Here is a 17,528-nt window from a genome sequence, read left to right as displayed (position 1 = left end):
AACGGTCGAGAGCCAGCTGTCTGTGTAAGGAACAGGAGACAGCCGCCAGACAGTCTGGCAGCTGTATGATTCAGAAGATGAGGAAGTGTGAAGAAAAAGCAGCGTGGTCATGCGACCCGCTGAGCCTGAGCGATGAAGTCATTCAGGTAGTTAATGCGCTCTTCGCCCTTGCGCACCCCCAGAAAGATTTGTTTTTTGATGCCCTGCTCGCCAAAGCGCAGGCTTTTAATGGCCAGGGTTTTGGCGAACTCGTCCACCAGCCAGCCGGGCAAGGCACTGACTCCCCTGCCCGCCGCCACCATCTGCAACATGATTTCGGTAGTTTCAATGGTTTTGTGTTTTTTAACCGTGCATTTGGCAGGGTTTAAAAACTGGCTGTAGATGTCCAGCCGCTCGGGCTCGACCGGATAGGTAAACAGCACTTCTTCAGCAAGCTGTTCGGGCATGACCGCGTCCTGCGAGGCAAGAGGGTGAGAGGATGAAACAACCAGCCTGTGTTCATAGTCAAACACCGGTATAAAGGTCAGCTGGGGTTTGTACAGAGGATCGGGGGTGACCAGAATATCTATCTCGTAGCTGTGCAATGCGCCCAGACCACCAAACTGAAATTCCTGCTTTACATCAATATCAACGTTGGGCCACTTGACCAGGTAGGGCTCAATCACTTTTAACAGCCACTGATAGCAGGGGTGGCATTCCATGCCGATGCGCAGTGAGCCCATTTCCCCCGTGGCTATCTGACGCAACAAATGCTCGGTGTGTTTAAACTGCGGCAACACTCTGGTGGCCAGGGTCAGGATTTGTTCACCGGCATTGGTCAGCCGCAGGCTTCTGCCTTCTTTTTGCCAGACCGGAGTCTTGATCTGGCCTTCCAGTTTTTTGATGCTGTGGCTCAGCGCAGACTGGGATAAATTTAACGATTCGGCCGCCTGGGTCAGGGTGCCCTGCTCCTTAATGGCTGCCAGTACTTCAAGGTGAAACCGCTCCAACATCGCCTTACTCCGGTCTTTAGTAATTATTAACATGAATAAAATTCATGAATTCAGAGTAATATAGCATTATTTTCATTGTTAAAACGTCATCACTCCCCTACCTTTCCTGTGATTGACGATAAAGGAGTTTCTGAGCATGACCATTCCGTACACACCGCCCAAAGTCTGGACCTGGGATCAGGCCAATGGCGGCGAATTTGCCAATATCAACCGCCCGGTGGCGGGCCCCACCCACGACAAGGCCCTGCCGGTGGGCAAGCACCCGCTGCAGCTCTATTCCCTGGCCACGCCCAATGGCGTGAAAGTGACCATTATGCTGGAAGAGCTGCTGGCCCTCGGTCACAGCGGTGCCGAGTACGATGCCTGGCTTATTCGCATTGGTGAGGGCGATCAGTTCTCTTCCGGGTTTGTGGACGTGAACCCCAACTCCAAGATTCCGGCGTTGCTGGATAACAGCACCGACCAGCCCCGGCGCGTGTTTGAGTCCGGCTCCATTCTGCTGTATCTGGCGGAAAAATTCGGCGCCCTGCTACCCGCAGACCCGGCGCAAAAGACCGAGGTGATGAACTGGCTGTTCTGGCAGATGGGCTCGGCCCCCTACCTGGGCGGCGGCTTTGGCCATTTTTACGCCTACGCGCCGGAAAAGCTGGAGTACCCCATCAACCGCTTTGCCATGGAGGCCAAGCGCCAGCTGGATGTACTGGATCGCCAGCTTGCCGATCACTCCTTTATTGCCGGCGAGCACTACAGCATTGCCGACATTGCCATCTGGCCCTGGTATGGCGCCCTGGTGCTGGGCCGGCTGTACGATGCCGCCGAGTTTCTGTCGGTCTCCGATTACCCCAACGTACTGCGCTGGGCCCAAACCATTGATGCCCGCCCGGCGGTGCAGCGGGGCCGCCGGGTTAACCGCACCTGGGGCGATGAAAGTGAACAGCTGGAAGAGCGGCACAGTGCGGACGATTTCAATACGGCCGGCTGAGGTTCGACCAGCCCGGCACGGTATTACAGGCCAGCGCCGCGTTGCTGGATTTCCGCCTTCGCGGAAATGACGGAAAACGGCGCGAGGGGTGATGGTGAACCCTGATCAAAAAGAGGCGGCCTGAGCCGCCTCTTGTCATGAGTCGTTCCAGCGTGGAGATTAAAGCCCAAGCTTGTCCAGCAGGCCGGGCAGTTTTTCGTTGATTTTGTCGCCCAGCTCGCCATTCAGTTTTTCATTGAGCTTGCGCTTGACCCGCTCGGCTTCCTTGTCGGCTTTTTCCTTCAGGTAAAGGTCAAACACCCGTTGCATGTCGAGGGTATAGCGGGGCTCCTTGTAGCTGCCGCTGATGCGCACCGGCACAGTAATGTTTTTGAGTTCGTCCAGGGTTTCGCCGTCCTGGCCCTTGAGGGTGCCGACAATGGAGGTATTGAGCAGCACATCAAGAGATTCATCCAGCAGGCTGGTTTCCCCCTCGCCCTTTACCCGCAGCAACGGCGAGGCCAGCCGCAGGTTGTCGGTGGTCACTCTGCCCTCGCCAATGGCGAAGTCGGCGGTCAGGGCGCTGAAGTCGGTTTTCTGGGGTTCGTTATCATTGGGCAGCGGCTGCCCCTTTACCTGGGCATAGCCCCGCCGGATCATGGCGGCAATGTTGATGCCACGCAGGGCGCCGTCGGCAAATTCCACCCGGCTGGTGCCGGTCAGGCTTTCCTTCACGGCCTGGGCCGACAGGCCCCGGCCGGTAACGTCCAGGGCCAGGGTGGCGCGACCTTCAAGGGAGTCCATGCCGGCGGCGGCGTTCAGCAACCGGTAGCCATCCACGCCCTTCAGCTCGGTTTGCAGGGCAAAGCGGGCCGGCGTGGGGTTGGCATTCAGGCTCAGGTTGCCCTTGAGCTCGCCGTCATAGAGCCGGGCGCTGACCTGCTCGGCGGAGGCCTTGCCATTACGCACTTTAATGTCGAGCTGCAGGTTTTCCATTTCCATGCCCTGCACCTTGAGCTGGTCGGCGGCCAGGCGGCCCTGCACATCCAGGGTTTTGAGAATGGACAGATCCGGCTCGCCGGAGGCCACGGAGGGCGGCAGGCTGGCGCTCTCGGCGGGAGCGTCGGCGCTGTCGGTGGCTCCGGCGCCACTCACCGCCCCGCCCTGCTCGCTGCTCCACTCCGAGCTCAGCTGCGCCAGATCCAGCAGCGGCGTGTGCAGGTCAAAGCGGATCTGCGGAATATCGGGGGCGTGATTGACGTTCAGCTCGCCATCCAGCGCCAGCGAGCCCACCGTCATGTTCACATTGGTAAAGGCAGCCTGTTTGTTGGCAATGTGATAGGCCAGATCCCCGCTCAGGTTGAGCTCCTTGTTGCCGGGCACGGCGCGACCGGTGGCGCCCACTTTCACGGTGAGATCGTCCAGGCGCAGGCGGTCATATTCCGGCGCCAGCCACAGCCGGCCTTCGGCATTCACATTGCCCTGCACCGCATCGGAAAACAGGTTGCCGGAAAAACTGAGCGGCACCTCCTCCCCCGGAGCGAACCGATCCAGGGTCAGATTGACCCGGTTGAGTCGGGTCAGGCCGGCATTGCGCTCGTCCTGCAACAGCACTTCGGCGTCCACCACCTGCACACCCGCCAGGCTGACAAATTCCAGTTTGCGGCCGGAGCCGGATTCGGCTGCGCCGGTTTCAGTCGTGCCTGCGGCCTCGGGCTCGCCTTTGCGCTTGCCGAGCTGTTGCAGATCGTCGAGGTTGGTGCTGCCGTCCTGGTGAGTGATCAGGTGCAGGCGGGCATTGCGCAGCACCGCTTCGCCCACTTCCAGCCGGTTGTCGAGCAGCGGCTTCAGCGCCACGTCCAGGCTCACCTCGCCCACCGACAGGGTGGCCCCTTGCTCAAAACCGGCCGGGTTCAGCAGCGCAGTTTTGCCAAGAGTAAAGCCCACGGAAGGAAAGAAGCGCCAGCTCAGATCGCCCTCAATCACCAGGGTGCGGCCGGTTTTTTCCCGGGTCTGCTCCACCAGCAGGCGTTTTACCCTGTCGGTGTCCACCAGCCGGGTCAGCGCAAAGGCCCCCAGCAACACCAGCAGCACCAGCGCCGCCACCCCGTAAAGCCATTTTTTCATTATTGTCTTCCCGTTTTTATTCCTGTTGGATAAGACCCATGTCAACCAGCCGCAGGTTGTGATGAGCGGAGCGAATCCCAACACCTGCCGCTGCCGGTAAACATGTTGGAATTCGCCAAGGCTCATTCCAACCTACGCGCAACAAACACCACCACTTAACGCTGACAGCTTATAGCTTACAGCTCCCCCCCGGAGGGGGTTCAGTCCTGATTAATGCGGCTGGCGTCGGCACCCTGCTGGGCCTTGTATTTGGCGTCGGCACGGCTCATGTAGGGCCGCTCTGCCGGGCCGGACATGGTTTCAAAGTTGAGGGCGCCAATCACCATTTTGGGCCGCAGCGCCAGGGGCAGCTTGCCGCTGTTATAGAATTCCAGCACGATGCGGCCGCTCCAGCCCGGATCAATACGGTGCGCGGTCACGTGCACCATCAGCCCGAGGCGGGCCAGGGACGAGCGGCCGTCGAGCCAGCCCACAATGTCGTCGGGCAGGGTAACAGACTCATGCGTTACCGCCAGCGCCAGCTCGCCCGGGTGCAGAAAAAACGCCTCGCCGTCTTCAATCACGATTTCATCGCTCATCACCCGGTTGATCTGCTCCTGCACCTGGCCCTTGGGGCCGCTCAGATCAATAAAGGGGGCAGTGTGATCCTGAAATACGCGAAAGGCGTTGCCCAGCAGCACGTCTACGGTCACGCCGCTGATCCGCTCCGCCGGCGGCTCGGGCACGATTTGAATGCGGCCATCGGCCAGATATTGCTTGATGTCCCGATCACAAAGACGCATGAAAACTCCTTAAACCGAACGGGCCCCGCACATAAAGCGGGGCCAAGAAGAAAAGGGTGCCGGCCAGCCCGGCACCGGAAAAGAGCATTACCGTGATTATACCTGACGGGTATAAAGGGTGGTGGGCACCGCCTTGCCGGCAAAATAGAGGCCGGCGGCGATGCGCTCGGCCATGGCCAGATAGCGCCGGGCCAGATCGCCGTCGGGCTCGGCGGTCACCACCGGCGTGCCGGCGTCCATCTGCCGGCACAGGGTCGCGTTCAGCGGCATTTGCCCAAGCAAAGGCACGCCGTGTTCGCTGCACAGGTGCTCGCCGCCGCCGTCACCAAACAGGCTTTCTTTATGGCCGCACTGGCTGCACTGGTGGTAGCTCATGTTTTCGATCACCCCCAGCACCGGAATATTGACCTTGCCGAACATATTGATGCCTTTTACCGCATCGGCCAGGGCCACGTTCTGGGGTGTGGTCACCACCACCGCCGCCGTGGTGGGCACCTGCTGGGCAATGGTGAGCTGAATGTCGCCGGTGCCCGGAGGCAGGTCCACCACCAGGTAGTCGAGCTCGCCCCAGCGGGTTTCCCGCAATATCTGCGCCAGCGCCTTGCTGGCCATGGGGCCGCGCCACACGGTAGCGTCAGCCGCCCCCACCAGAAAACCAATGCTGTTGGCACGAATGCCGTGGGCCTCAACCGGCTGCATGGTCTTGCCATCATCACTGGCCGGGCGGGCATCGGTCATGCCCAGCATCATGGGAATGGAGGGACCATACACGTCGGCGTCGAGAATGCCCGCCCGGGCGCCCAGGCGGCTTAATGCCAGCGCCAGGTTCACCGCCGTGGTGGACTTGCCCACCCCGCCCTTGCCCGACGACACCGCAATGATGTTGCGCACACCCGCCACCGCCGGGGCCGCATTAGCATGGGCCAGGGTGGCCACTTCCAGTTGCAGCTGCCAGTGTACCGCCCGGGCACCGGACAGAGCGCACAGCTCGGCATTCAGGCTGTTCAGCTCATTCATCAGGTTGTGTTGCACAAAGGGCAGCACCAGCGAAATGACAAGCTCGCCATCCTTCAGTTCAATGTGACGCACCATGCCGGCGGTCACCGGATCCTGGGCCCAGTAAGCGGGTCTGAAACGGCTTAACCGTTGCCGAATTGGTTCAATATTCATTCACTTGCGTCCACTTGGGGGAATAACCGCACTGTAGCAAAAGCGCAAGAGGGGGAAAACGCCGTTGAAGAGTGTATATGACAAAAAACTCGGGTAACATGCAGGGCTCCGTAAACCCGACTCACTGAAAATGGAAATTATGGCTACCGATCCACGTAAGATTCTCGTTACCTGCGCCCTGCCCTATGCCAACGGTTCAATTCACCTTGGTCATATGCTGGAGCACATTCAGGCCGACATCTGGGTTCGCTACCAGCGAATGCGTGGCCATCAGGTCCATTTTATCTGCGCCGACGACGCCCACGGCACCCCCATCATGCTCAAGGCCCAGCAGCTGGGCGTGAGCCCGGAAGACATGATTGCCGCGGTGCAGAAAGAGCACAAGCACGACTTTGATCGCTTCAACATCGGCTTCGACAACTATCACAGCACCCACAGCACCGAAAACCGCGAGTTTGCGTCACTGATCTACGGCCGCCTCAAGGAAAACGGCTTTATTCAGAGCCGCACCATTTCCCAGCTGTTCGATCCCGAGCAGAGCATGTTCCTGCCGGATCGCTTTGTAAAAGGCACCTGCCCCAGCTGCAAGGCGGAAGATCAGTACGGCGACAACTGTGAAGTGTGCTCGGCCACCTATACCCCGGCGGAGCTGATCAACCCCAAGTCCGCCGTGTCCGGCGCCACCCCGGTGATGAAAGACACAGAGCACTTCTTCTTTGACCTGCCCCAGTTCGAGGGCATGCTCAAGGCCTGGACCCGCTCCGGCGCCCTGCAGGAAGAAATGGCCAACAAGCTGGAGGAATGGTTTGAGTCCGGCCTGCAGCAGTGGGACATCACCCGCGACGCCCCCTATTTCGGTTTTGAAATTCCCGATGCGCCGGGCAAGTATTTCTATGTGTGGCTGGACGCCCCCATCGGCTACATGGGCTCATTCAAGAACTACTGCGACCAGCGCGGCGATCTGAGCTTTGACGATTACTGGCAGGCCGGCAGCGATGCCGAGCTGTATCACTTTATCGGCAAGGACATCGTCTACTTCCACAGCCTGTTCTGGCCGGCCATGCTGGAAGGCAGCAACTTCCGCAAGCCCAACAACATTTTTGTGCACGGCTATGTCACCGTGAACGGCGCCAAGATGTCCAAGTCCAAGGGCACCTTTATCAAGGCCGACACCTACCTCAACCACCTGGATCCCGAGTGCCTGCGTTATTACTACGCCGCCAAGCTCACCAGCCGCATTGACGATCTGGATCTGAACCTGGACGACTTTGTTGCCCGGGTAAATGCCGACGTGGTCAACAAGCTGGTCAACCTGGCGTCCCGCAACGCCGGCTTTATTGCCAAGCGCTTTGACGGCCAGCTGGCCGCCGAGTGCGCCGAGCCCGCGCTTTACGCCGAATTTGCCGAGGCCGCCGGGCGCATTGGCGAGTTTTACGAGCAGCGGGAATTTGGCCGCGCCATTCGTGAAATCATGGCCCTGGCCGACAAGGCCAACCGCTATGTGGACGACAAGGCTCCCTGGGTGGTGGCCAAGGAAGAAGGCAAGGACGCCGAGCTGCAGGCCATCTGCTCCTTAGGGCTAAACCTGTTCCGGGTGCTGATGACCTACCTGAAGCCAGTGATGCCGCAGCTGGCCGAACGCGCCGAGGCCTTCCTCAACACGGATCTGGCCTGGAACGCCGTCGCCACCCCGCTGACCGGTCACGGCGTCAACAAGTTCAAGGCCCTGTTCAGCCGCATTGAGGCCGACAAGGTGGCCGCCATGGTGGAAGCGTCAAAAGAAGATCTGGCCGCCGAGCAGGCCAGGGTCGCCCCCACCGGTCCGCTGGCGGACGATCCCATCAGCGACACCATCTCCTTTGATGACTTCGCCAGGGTGGATCTGCGGGTGGCGTTGATCAAGAAGGCGGAAGCCGTGCCCAAGGCCGACAAGCTGCTGCGCCTGCAACTGGATCTGGGCGGTGAAACCCGCCAGGTGTTTGCCGGCATCAAGTCTGCCTACAACCCGGAAGATCTGGAAGGCAAGCTCACCGTGATGGTGGCCAACCTGGCCCCGCGCAAGATGCGCTTTGGCATGAGCGAAGGCATGGTGCTGGCCGCCGGCCCCGGCGGCAAGGATCTGTGGATCCTGGAGCCCCACGACGGCGCCCAGCCGGGCATGCGGATTAAGTAACCCCTTCGGGGAGCTGTAAGCCTTAAGCTATCAGCTTTAAGTGGCGCTGCCTGCAAGTGCCACTTTGGCTGGCGCAAAGCCACAACGGAGGCTGTTATTAACACGGCCAAACCGTAGGTTGGAATGAGCCCCGCGAATTCCAACATTCCGCCGACGCCTGTAATAATACACTCCAACAAAAAGCCCGGCGATTGCCGGGCTTCTCTTTACGCTTCACGCCTCACCCCTCACGGGCCGGCATCAACATTCGATAATGTTGACCGCCAGGCCGCCGCGGGCGGTTTCCTTGTATTTGGTTTTCATGTCCATGCCGGTTTCACGCATGGTCTTGATCACCTTGTCGAGAGACACCTTGTGATCGCCGGTGCCGCGCAGGGCCAGACGGCTGGCGTTGATGGCCTTGACCGAGCCCATGGCGTTGCGCTCAATGCAGGGCACCTGCACCAGGCCGCCCACGGGGTCACAGGTGAGGCCCAGGTTGTGCTCCATGCCGATTTCGGCGGCGTTTTCCACCTGATCGATGGTGCCGCCCACCACGGCGGTGAGCGCGCCGGCGGCCATGGAGCAGGCCACGCCCACTTCACCCTGACAGCCTACTTCGGCGCCGGAGATGGAGGCGTTTTCCTTGTACAGAATGCCGATGGCGGCGGCGGTAAGGAAATACTGCACCAGAGCGTCGTCATCCACCGGCTGCACGAACTTGTCGTAATAGTGCAGCACCGCAGGAATGATGCCGGCGGCACCGTTGGTGGGCGCGGTTACCACCCGGCCACCGGCGGCATTTTCCTCGTTGACCGCCAGGGCAAACAGGTCCACCCATTCCATCACGCTCAGGGGATCCTTGTTGTACTGGGACTCGTTCACCAGACGGCGATACAGCGACGGCGCCCGGCGCTTGACCTTGAGACCGCCGGGCAGAATGCCCTCTGTCTTGCAGCCGCGCTTGACGCAGGCCTTCATCACGTCCCAGATCTCGCGCAGACCGGCCACGATTTCTTCTTCGCTGCGGTTGACCTTTTCATTGGCCATCATCAGGCCGCTGATGGACATGCCGTTTTCCCGGCACAGGCGCAGCAACTCGTTGCCGCTCTTGAACGGATAAGGCGCCGGGCGGGCACTGGACTCGGCCACGGCGGCGGCCTTGGTGTCGGCAAATTCTTCGGCCTTGACGATAAAGCCGCCACCAATGGAATAGTAGGACTGCTCGGCCAGCACCTGGTCGCCTTCAAAGGCACGGCAGGTCATGCCGTTGCTGTGCAGGGGCAGGGTCTTGCGGCGGTGAAACACAATGGCGCCGGAGCGCGGGAACGCCGCCGGGTGGGTCTGGTTAAGCAGGATTTCCTGGCTGGTTTCCACTTTTTCCAGAAAGCCGGGAATGATGTCCACATCCACCGACTCGGGATCATAACCGCCCAACCCGAGGATCACCGCCTTGCCGGTGCCGTGGCCGATGCCGGTCTGGCCCAGGGAGCCAAACAGCTCGACTTCCACGCGGGTGGTGCGGCTGAGTGTGCCCTGCTCGGCCATGGCCTGAACAAAGGCGTGGGCTGCCCGCATGGGGCCAACGGTATGGGAAGAGGACGGGCCGATACCGATACTGAACATGTCAAACACGCTGATCATGGCAAACTCCAAACACTACTCGCTTAGGAACAGCGACGCTGAATCCGTCGCTCAACTATTATTGAACGATTGTAGGTTTATTTGAGTTTTAACCCAACAACATTTTAACAATCCCAAAAAAAGAAAAGCGGGATCTGTGATGGGGATCGCCGCTCAGCGCGCCACCTGGTGAGCAAACTGATGAATAACGGCGGCGGTAATGCCCCATACCCACAGGCCGCGCCAGCAAATAAACACCACCCGGTGCAGCTTGCCCCGCCGGTGCTGGCTCAATACATGGTGATGGCGCAGATCCAGCAGGTAATCGAGCGGCACCCGGTAGAGCTCATCCACCTCATCGGGGTTGAGCACAAACTCGGGCTGGCCTTCCACCAGCCCCACAAAGGGCGTGAGCGCAAAGCCGGAGATGGTGTATTGCGCCCTGAGCCGCGCCAGCAGTCGGCAACGTTCCGGTGGCAGGCCGATTTCTTCCTCGCTTTCCCGAAGGGCGGTATGCCACAGGCTGGCGTCGGTGTCGTCCACCCGGCCGCCGGGAAAGCTGATCTGACCCGGATGCTGGCGCAGGTGCCGGCTGCGCCGGGTCAGCACCAGCTCCAGTCCGTTATCTCCTTCGATCACCGGCATCAGCACCGCCGCCGGCCGGGCGTGATGGGGCCAGCCGTCGTCCGGTTGCGGCGGCAGAAGGTTGATGCGGGTGATCAGCTCGTCCAGAGTCACAGGCTTTCCAGCACCGGCAGAATGCGGCCCAGTTTGTCGAACAGCTCCTGATATTCATCCGCCTGCTTCGAGTCGGCCACCACGCCGCCGCCGGCCCAGCAGTAGAGCCGGCCTTGCTCCGCCAGCAGGGTGCGAATGGTAATGCTGGTGTCCATGCGGCCATGAGCGCTGAGATAACCCATGCTGCCGCAGTAACCGTGACGGCGGTGGGGCTCCAGCTCTTCAATGATTTCCATGGCCCGCACCTTGGGGGCGCCGGTAATGGAGCCGCCGGGAAAGGTGGCCGCCAGCAAATCAGTGCCGTCCAGGCCATCCTGCAGCTCGCCGGTGATGGTCGACACCAGATGGTGCACCGCCGGAAACGACTCAATGGCAAACAGCGAGGGCACCTTGACCGAGCCCGGCACACACACCCGGCCAATGTCGTTGCGCAGCAGGTCCACTATCATCAGGTTTTCGGATCTGTCCTTGGGCGCGGCGGCCAGCTCCTCGGCCAGTTGCCGGTCTTCGCGCTCATTGCCGCCCCTTGGCCGGGTGCCCTTGATGGGCTTGGTTTCCACCCGCTGGCCTTCCAGGGCGATAAAGCGCTCCGGCGACAGGCTCAAAATGGTGCTGTCGGGCAGTGGCATAAAGGCGGAAAAGGGCGCCTTGTTATGCTCGCTGAGCGCCGTGTAGGCCGTCCAGGCATCGCCTGCATAAGGGGCGTTAAAGCGCACCGTGAGGTTGATTTGATAGCAGTCGCCGGCGGCCAGATAGTGCTGAACCCGATCAAAGTTACCGCCATATTGCTCGCGGCTCTGATTGGCCTGCCAGGGCCCGGTAAGATGAAAGGGGGCGCCGGGTGTGGCGGTGAGCCCCCGCCACCAGGCCAGTTTTTGTTGCAGTGCGGCTTCATCCCCCAGCACCAGCAAATGGGCCTGCTCGCTTTCCCGGTCTATCACCCAGGCCCAGTCATACAGGCCCACCGCCATGTCCGGGGTGGCCAGCTCGTTGGCGGCCTGCTCAGGAATGCGCTCCAGCCGCCGGCCCAGATCGTAACCAAACAGGCCAAGAGCACCGCCGGCAAAGGGCAGGTGGGCATGCTCTTCGGGCAAATTAACTTCCCCCAGCAGCCGCTGCTGCCAGGTTTTCAGCAGGGCAAAGGGACAATCACCGCTGTGTTCTGTGCCATCGGCGTGGCTGATAACGGTGTTTTCGCCTCGCGTAACCAGGGTCGCCACCGGGTGGGCGCTGAGTATGTGATAGCGGCTGTCAGCAGCCAGCGGCGAGGCCGACTCCAGCAACACCGCCCAGGGGGTGTTCGCCAGGGGTGAAAAGAAGTCGCGCACCGGGCCGGCAAAGGGCTCGCTGTGTATGTGCAAAGGCAGTCCCATTTATGTAATCCACTCGACAGTTTTGGCATTCCGCCCCGGGCCAGACTGGTCAGCCGGGGGCGGCAAAGCGTATCATGGCGCCGATTATAACAATACAGAGCCAGCCGATAACCCATGAGGAAGCCATGAGCATTATCAAAAAGCAGGACTTTATCGAATCCGTTGCTGACGCCCTTCAATATATCTCCTACTACCACCCGCTGGATTTCGTGAAAGCGCTGGAAAAAGCCTACGAAAAAGAGCAGAGCCAGGCCGCCAAGGACGCCATCGCGCAAATTCTGATCAACTCTCGCATGTCCGCCGAAGGCCACCGCCCCCTGTGCCAGGACACCGGCATTGTGACCTGCTTTGTGAAAATCGGCATGCAGGTGCAGTGGGACTCCGATCTCACCGTGCAGGAAATGGTGGATGAAGGCGTGCGCCGCGCCTACTCCAACCCCGACAACCCGCTGCGCGCCAGCATCGTCGCCGACCCCGCCGGCGCCCGCAAAAACACCAAGGACAATGCCCCCGCCGTGGTGCATATCGACATGGTGCCCGGTGATCAGGTTGAGGTGGCCATTGCCGCCAAGGGCGGCGGCTCCGAGAACAAGTCCAAGATGGTGATGCTGAACCCGTCCGACGACGTGGTGGAATGGGTGCTGAAAACCCTGCCCACCATGGGTGCCGGCTGGTGCCCGCCGGGCATGCTGGGCATTGGCATCGGCGGCACCGCCGAAAAGGCCGCGGTGCTGGCCAAGGAATCCCTGATGGATCCGGTGGACATTCACGAGCTGATTGAGCGTGGCGCCGAAACCACCGAGGAAAAGCTGCGCCTGGAGCTGTTTGAAAAGGCCAACAAGCTGGGCATTGGCGCCCAGGGCCTGGGCGGCCTCACTACCGTGGTGGACGTCAAGATCAAGACCGCGCCTACGCACGCCGCGTCCAAGCCGGTGGTGATGATCCCCAACTGCGCCGCCACCCGCCATGTGCACTTTCACCTGGACGGCTCCGGCCCCGCCGAGCTGACGCCGCCGAAACTGGAAGACTGGCCGGAAGTGACCTGGGAAGTGGGCGAAAACGTACGCCGGGTCAACCTGGATACCGTCACCCGGGACGACATTCAGGAGTGGAAGATGGGCGAGACCCTGCTGCTCTCCGGCAAGCTGCTTACCGGCCGGGATGCGGCCCACAAGCGCATTCAGGACATGCTGAATAAAGGTGAAAAACTGCCGGTGGACTTCAAGGATCGCTTTATCTACTACGTGGGTCCGGTAGACGCCATTGGCGACGAAGCCGTGGGCCCCGCCGGTCCCACCACCTCCACCCGCATGGACAAGTTCACCGACATGATGCTGGAGCAGACCGGCCTGATGGGCATGGTGGGCAAGGCCGAGCGCGGCCCGGCCACCGTGAGCTCCATTCGTGATCACAAGGCCGTGTACCTGATGGCCGTGGGCGGCGCCGCCTACCTGGTGGCCAAGGCGGTGAAAAAAGCCCGCGTGCTGGCCTTTGAAGATCTGGGCATGGAAGCCATCTACGAATTCGAGGTGGAAGACATGCCGGTCACCGTGGCCGTAGACAGCGACGGCAACAACGCCCACCAGGCCGGCCCCGCCATCTGGAAAGCCAAAATCGAAGAGCTGGACGCCACGCTGAAAGGCTGAAGCTGATACAGATGCCGGCTTCGAGCCGGCATTTTTTGGGAGCGCGGGCAGCCTGCGCTCCCTTCACCCGGTTTCAAATCCGTGCACGCCCTTGGGGGCGATGTCGTCTTCCTGCAATCCGGTCACCTGCGCCGTATCCGGGCCGTGGCGCAGCCAGGCCACCAACTGGCGCACCGCGGCGGCGGGCCCTTCCGCCAGCACTTCCACCCGACCATCGGGCAGGTTGCGGGCGTAGCCGTTTACCCCCAGCCGCTCGGCCTCGCACTGGGTGTAGTAACGAAAGCTCACCCCCTGTACCCGGCCGCTGACCCAGATTTTTTTGGCAATCATGGTCATTTTTTCTCGCCTCCCCTTTGTGTTTTGCCCTCACCACTTCTAGAATTGTGCCCCTTTTTTCAAGCAAGCAGCCCAGCCTATGACCTCCTCTATAACCCTAGTTGCCGGACGGGAAAAATCCCTTCTGCGCCGCCACCCCTGGGTATTCTCCCGTGCCGTTGACAAAGTGCAGGGCCAGCCCAACGCCGGCGACACCGTCGACATTCTGAGCCACAAGGGCCAGTGGCTGGGCCGGGGCTTTTACTCGCCCCAGTCCCAGATCCGCGCCCGAGTGTGGACCTTTGACCGCAACGAGACCATTGACGACGCCTTCTTTCTGCGCCGTCTGCAGCGCGCCAAGGCCGGCCGCGAGGATTTAATCAATGAACAGGGCCTGACCGGCTACCGGCTGTGCGCCGCCGAGTCCGACGGCCTGCCCGGCGTCACCATAGACGTGTACGCCAACGTGGTGGTATGCCAGCTGCTCAGCACCGGCGCCGAGCGCTGGCGCAAGGCCATTGTGTCCGCCCTTACGCAACTGTATCCCGATGCCTGCATCTATGAGCGCTCCGACGTGGCGGTGCGCAAGAAGGAAGGCCTGAAGGAGCGCAAGGGCCTGCTGGCCGGCACCCTGCCCGCCGAGCCCGTAGTGATCGAGGAAAACAACGGCGTGCGCATTCTGGTGGACGTGGAAACCGGCCATAAAACCGGCTTTTACCTGGATCAGCGGGACAACCGCCGCATTGCCGGCCGTTACTGCCGAGGCAAGCGGGTGCTGAACTGCTTCAGCTATACCGGCACCTTTGGCGTTTATGCCCTCAAGGGCGGCGCCAGCGAGGTGGTGAACGCCGATGTGTCCGAGTCGGCGCTGGCCTTGGCGAAACAAAATGCCGAGCTGAACCGGCTCGACCTCAGCCGGGCCCGCTTTGAGCAGGCCGATGTGTTCAAGCTGCTGCGGGAATACCGCGAGCAGGGCGAAAGCTTTGACGTGATTGTGCTGGATCCGCCCAAGTTCGCCGAAAGCAAGGCCCAGCTCAACGGCGCCTGCCGCGGCTACAAGGACATCAACATGCTGGCCTTTCAGCTGCTCAATCCGGGCGGCGTGCTGCTCACCTTCTCCTGCTCCGGGCTGATGACCTCGGATCTGTTTCAAAAAATCGTGGCCGACGCCGCCCTGGATGCAGGCCGCGACGCCCAGATCCTGGAGCGTCTGAACCAGGCCGCCGATCACCCCATCGGCACCGCCTATCCCGAAGGCCACTACCTCAAGGGCCTGGTGGTGCGGGCCTGGTAATATGTGTCTTGGGCTGTAGGCGCCGCTTTCGCTGGCGCACAGCCACCGCGGTGGCTGTATTGAAAACGTGCTACGCACGTTCTGCCAACTAAAGATGGCAGCTACAGCTTAATGGCCCTTTCCCCGGCGCGTATACGCCGGGGAAGCGGGTGCGAATAACGGCGATAAAGAGTAGAATGGGCGCTTTCCGTTAGTCACCAAGGAAGCTCGAGTGGAACCCATTCGCCTGACCCAATACAGCCACGGCGCCGGCTGCGGCTGCAAAATTTCTCCCAAGATCCTCGACACCATACTGCACAGCCAGCTGCCCGGGTTTAACGATCCGCGCCTGGTGGTGGGCAACGCCAGCCGCGATGATGCCGCCGTGGTCGACATTGGCAACGGCATGGGCATTATCTCCACCACCGACTTCTTTATGCCCATCGTCGACGATCCCTTCACCTTTGGCCGCATTGCCGCCACCAACGCCATCAGCGATATCTACGCCATGGGCGGCACCCCTGTGGTGGCCATCGCCATTCTGGGCTGGCCGGTGAACACATTGCCGCCGGAAGTGGCGCAACAGGTCATCGACGGCGGCCGCCAGGCCTGCCATAACGCCGGCATCTCGCTGGCCGGTGGTCACAGCATAGACGCGCCCGAACCCATTTTTGGCCTGGCGGTCACCGGCCAGATCCCGCTCGACCAGGTCAAGCGCAACGACACCGCCGCCGCCGGCGATGTGCTGTTTCTGACCAAGCCCCTGGGCATTGGCGTGCTCTCCACCGCCCAGAAAAAGGGCGTGCTGCGGGACGAAGACAGTCAGCTTGCCCCCGAGGTGATGTGCCGGCTTAACAAGCCCGGTCAGGACTTTGCCACCCTGGAAGGCGTGAGCGCCATGACCGACGTCACCGGCTTTGGCCTGCTCGGCCATCTGGTGGAAGTGTGCGAAGGCGCCGATGTCAGCGCCATTTTGCACATGGCGGATATTCCCCTGTTGCCCAACCTGGATCATTACCTGCAGGCCGGCGCCGTGCCCGGCGGCACCCTGCGCAACTTTGACGCCTACGGCCACAAGCTGGCCCCGCTTACCCAGCGTCAGCAGCACATATTGTGCGATCCGCAGACCAGCGGCGGCCTGCTGGTGGCGGTGCGCCCCGAGGCCATTGATGATTTCCTGACCGTAGCTGCCCGCCATGATCTGAGCCTCTCCCCCATTGGCGAGCTGGTACCGGCCGGTACGCACCGCGTTGAGGTCATCGATGCCTGAGCTGGAAACCGATCTCGACCGGCTGCTGGCAGAAGACGTGCCCATGCTGGATCTGCGCGCCCCGGTGGAGTTTATTCAGGGCGCCTTTCCCGCCTCCACCAACCTGCCGCTGATGACCGATGACGAGCGAGCACAGGTTGGCACCTGCTACAAGCAGCAGGGCCAGCAGGCGGCCATCGAGCTGGGGCACCGGCTGGTGGCCGGCGAGGTACGCGAAGCCCGCCTGCAGGGCTGGCTGAACTGGCTGAACGAACACTCGAACGGCGTGATTTACTGCTTTCGCGGCGGCCTGCGCAGCCAGACGGTGCAGCAATGGCTGGCGGACGCCGGACGCCCGGTGGCCAGAGTCAAGGGCGGCTACAAGGCGCTGCGCCGCCGGCTGCTGACCGAGCTGGAACAGGGCTTTGCCGGCCCCGGCTTTGTGCTCACCGGTCTCACCGGCAGCGGCAAGACCGACTGGCTGGCGCGCAGCCCGCTGTCGCTGGATCTGGAAGGCTATGCCCACCATCGCGGCTCCAGCTTTGGCCACTGGGGCGAGCCCCAGCCCACTCCCATCAACTTTGAAAACCGCCTCGCCATTGCCCGGCTCAAACAGCGCCAGGCCGGCATTCACGGCTGGCTGGTGGAAGACGAAAGCGCCATGATCGGCCGCTGCCCGGTGCCCCTGCCCCTGTATGAGCGCATGCAGCAAGTACCATTGCTGCTGCTGGAAGTGCCCTTTGAGCAGCGGGTGCAGCAAATTCGCCACGATTATGTGGAGACCATGCAGCGCCACTTTAACGACGACTTCGACCGGCTGGAAAGCTATCTGCAGGACAGCCTCAAACGGCTGTACAAGCGCCTGGGAGACCGGGAATGGCGCCGGCTGTCGGAAATCGTAAGCGACGCCGTGCGCCAGCAGCAGGCCGGGTTTGGCTGCGGAGCCCACGAGGAGTGGATTGCCACCCTGCTGGGAGCCTATTACGATCCCATTTATGCCCGTCATCAGGCGGCCAAGGCGGATCGTATCGTCAAGCGCGGTGAGGCCGAGGAGCTGGCCGAGTGGCTGGCGCAACAGCCCGAAGCGAAGATTTCGCAACCAGAATGATTATGTTAAAGGAAACCCC

14 protein-coding genes are annotated in these 17,528 nt (G+C 61.4%); 6 read left to right on the top strand and 8 right to left on the bottom strand.

Annotation, left to right across the window (positions count from 1 at the left end; genetic code table 11):
• Positions 1-107: 107 nt before the first annotated feature.
• Complete coding sequence (locus tag DA373_RS11440) at positions 108-992, bottom strand: LysR family transcriptional regulator (protein ID WP_107852445.1); 885 nt, start codon at positions 990-992, stop codon at positions 108-110.
• Between the two features lie 136 nt (positions 993-1,128).
• Between DA373_RS11440 and yghU the strand changes: the two genes are divergently transcribed.
• Entirely contained in the window at positions 1,129-1,974 is an 846-nt protein-coding gene (yghU, locus tag DA373_RS11435) for a glutathione-dependent disulfide-bond oxidoreductase (RefSeq protein ID WP_107852444.1), read from the top strand.
• 159 nt (positions 1,975-2,133) lie between these two features.
• On the opposite strand, the gene DA373_RS11430 is transcribed toward yghU, so the two are convergent.
• The 3 genes from DA373_RS11430 to apbC form a co-directional block, all read right to left on the bottom strand.
• Positions 2,134-4,080, bottom strand: coding sequence for an AsmA family protein (locus DA373_RS11430; protein WP_107852443.1), 1,947 nt, complete (start codon positions 4,078-4,080; stop codon positions 2,134-2,136).
• Between the two features lie 200 nt (positions 4,081-4,280).
• Entirely contained in the window at positions 4,281-4,862 is a 582-nt protein-coding gene (dcd, locus tag DA373_RS11425) for a dCTP deaminase (protein ID WP_107852442.1), read from the bottom strand.
• A gap of 96 nt (positions 4,863-4,958) precedes the next feature.
• A complete protein-coding gene (gene apbC, locus DA373_RS11420; RefSeq protein WP_107852441.1) occupies positions 4,959-6,032 on the bottom strand; it encodes an iron-sulfur cluster carrier protein ApbC in 1,074 nt (357 codons plus the stop codon).
• A 139-nt stretch (positions 6,033-6,171) separates the two neighbouring features.
• Here apbC and metG point away from each other — a divergent pair, with 139 nt between their 5' ends.
• Positions 6,172-8,205 (top strand): methionine--tRNA ligase, encoded by a 2,034-nt coding sequence (metG, locus tag DA373_RS11415; RefSeq protein ID WP_107852473.1) that lies wholly within the window; start codon positions 6,172-6,174, stop codon positions 8,203-8,205.
• Between the two features lie 240 nt (positions 8,206-8,445).
• On the opposite strand, the gene DA373_RS11410 is transcribed toward metG, so the two are convergent.
• The 3 genes from DA373_RS11410 to pabB all read right to left on the bottom strand — a co-directional run bounded on the left by DA373_RS11410 (position 8,446) and on the right by pabB (position 11,918).
• Positions 8,446-9,828 (bottom strand): L-serine ammonia-lyase, encoded by a 1,383-nt coding sequence (locus DA373_RS11410; RefSeq protein WP_107852472.1) that lies wholly within the window; start codon positions 9,826-9,828, stop codon positions 8,446-8,448.
• Between the two features lie 153 nt (positions 9,829-9,981).
• A complete protein-coding gene (locus DA373_RS11405; protein ID WP_107852440.1) occupies positions 9,982-10,545 on the bottom strand; it encodes a CoA pyrophosphatase in 564 nt (187 codons plus the stop codon).
• Positions 10,542-11,918 (bottom strand): aminodeoxychorismate synthase component I, encoded by a 1,377-nt coding sequence (pabB, locus tag DA373_RS11400; RefSeq protein ID WP_107852439.1) that lies wholly within the window; start codon positions 11,916-11,918, stop codon positions 10,542-10,544. The genes DA373_RS11405 and pabB overlap by 4 nt, the downstream gene beginning before the upstream one ends.
• A gap of 125 nt (positions 11,919-12,043) precedes the next feature.
• On the opposite strand from pabB, the gene DA373_RS11395 reads away from it, so the two are divergent.
• Positions 12,044-13,564, top strand: a complete 1,521-nt coding sequence (locus DA373_RS11395; RefSeq protein WP_107852438.1) for a fumarate hydratase — start codon at positions 12,044-12,046, stop codon at positions 13,562-13,564.
• A gap of 63 nt (positions 13,565-13,627) precedes the next feature.
• On the opposite strand, the gene yccX is transcribed toward DA373_RS11395, so the two are convergent.
• On the bottom strand, positions 13,628-13,900 hold the full coding sequence (gene yccX, locus DA373_RS11390) for an acylphosphatase (RefSeq protein ID WP_107852437.1): 273 nt from the start codon (positions 13,898-13,900) through the stop codon (positions 13,628-13,630).
• Positions 13,901-13,979: 79 nt separating this feature from the next.
• Here yccX and DA373_RS11385 point away from each other — a divergent pair, with 79 nt between their 5' ends.
• The 3 genes from DA373_RS11385 (at position 13,980) to mnmH (ending at position 17,509) form a co-directional block, all read left to right on the top strand.
• Positions 13,980-15,173 (top strand): class I SAM-dependent methyltransferase, encoded by a 1,194-nt coding sequence (locus tag DA373_RS11385; RefSeq protein ID WP_107852436.1) that lies wholly within the window; start codon positions 13,980-13,982, stop codon positions 15,171-15,173.
• A gap of 211 nt (positions 15,174-15,384) precedes the next feature.
• On the top strand, positions 15,385-16,422 hold the full coding sequence (gene selD / locus DA373_RS11380; protein ID WP_107852435.1) for a selenide, water dikinase SelD: 1,038 nt from the start codon (positions 15,385-15,387) through the stop codon (positions 16,420-16,422).
• Entirely contained in the window at positions 16,415-17,509 is a 1,095-nt protein-coding gene (mnmH, locus tag DA373_RS11375; RefSeq protein ID WP_107852434.1) for a tRNA 2-selenouridine(34) synthase MnmH, read from the top strand. The genes selD and mnmH overlap by 8 nt, the downstream gene beginning before the upstream one ends.
• Positions 17,510-17,528: the final 19 nt, after the last annotated feature.

The sequence above is a fragment of the Oceanimonas marisflavi genome, assembly GCF_003049725.1.
In the GTDB taxonomy this organism is placed as follows: Bacteria; Pseudomonadota; Gammaproteobacteria; order Enterobacterales; family Aeromonadaceae; genus Oceanimonas; species Oceanimonas marisflavi.
Note: the sequence above shows the minus strand (reverse complement) of the source record. Positions and strands in the feature narration are given on the sequence as shown.

Coding starts and splice junctions, on each gene's coding strand:
- DA373_RS11440 (WP_107852445.1), bottom strand. CDS start 992: ATGTTGGAGCGGTTTCACCTTGAAGTACTGGCAGCCATTAAGGAGCAG.
- yghU (WP_107852444.1), top strand. CDS start 1,129: ATGACCATTCCGTACACACCGCCCAAAGTCTGGACCTGGGATCAGGCC.
- DA373_RS11430 (WP_107852443.1), bottom strand. CDS start 4,080: ATGAAAAAATGGCTTTACGGGGTGGCGGCGCTGGTGCTGCTGGTGTTG.
- dcd (WP_107852442.1), bottom strand. CDS start 4,862: ATGCGTCTTTGTGATCGGGACATCAAGCAATATCTGGCCGATGGCCGC.
- apbC (WP_107852441.1), bottom strand. CDS start 6,032: ATGAATATTGAACCAATTCGGCAACGGTTAAGCCGTTTCAGACCCGCT.
- metG (WP_107852473.1), top strand. CDS start 6,172: ATGGCTACCGATCCACGTAAGATTCTCGTTACCTGCGCCCTGCCCTAT.
- DA373_RS11410 (WP_107852472.1), bottom strand. CDS start 9,828: ATGATCAGCGTGTTTGACATGTTCAGTATCGGTATCGGCCCGTCCTCT.
- pabB (WP_107852439.1), bottom strand. CDS start 11,918: ATGGGACTGCCTTTGCACATACACAGCGAGCCCTTTGCCGGCCCGGTG.
- DA373_RS11395 (WP_107852438.1), top strand. CDS start 12,044: ATGAGCATTATCAAAAAGCAGGACTTTATCGAATCCGTTGCTGACGCC.
- yccX (WP_107852437.1), bottom strand. CDS start 13,900: ATGACCATGATTGCCAAAAAAATCTGGGTCAGCGGCCGGGTACAGGGG.
- DA373_RS11385 (WP_107852436.1), top strand. CDS start 13,980: ATGACCTCCTCTATAACCCTAGTTGCCGGACGGGAAAAATCCCTTCTG.
- mnmH (WP_107852434.1), top strand. CDS start 16,415: ATGCCTGAGCTGGAAACCGATCTCGACCGGCTGCTGGCAGAAGACGTG.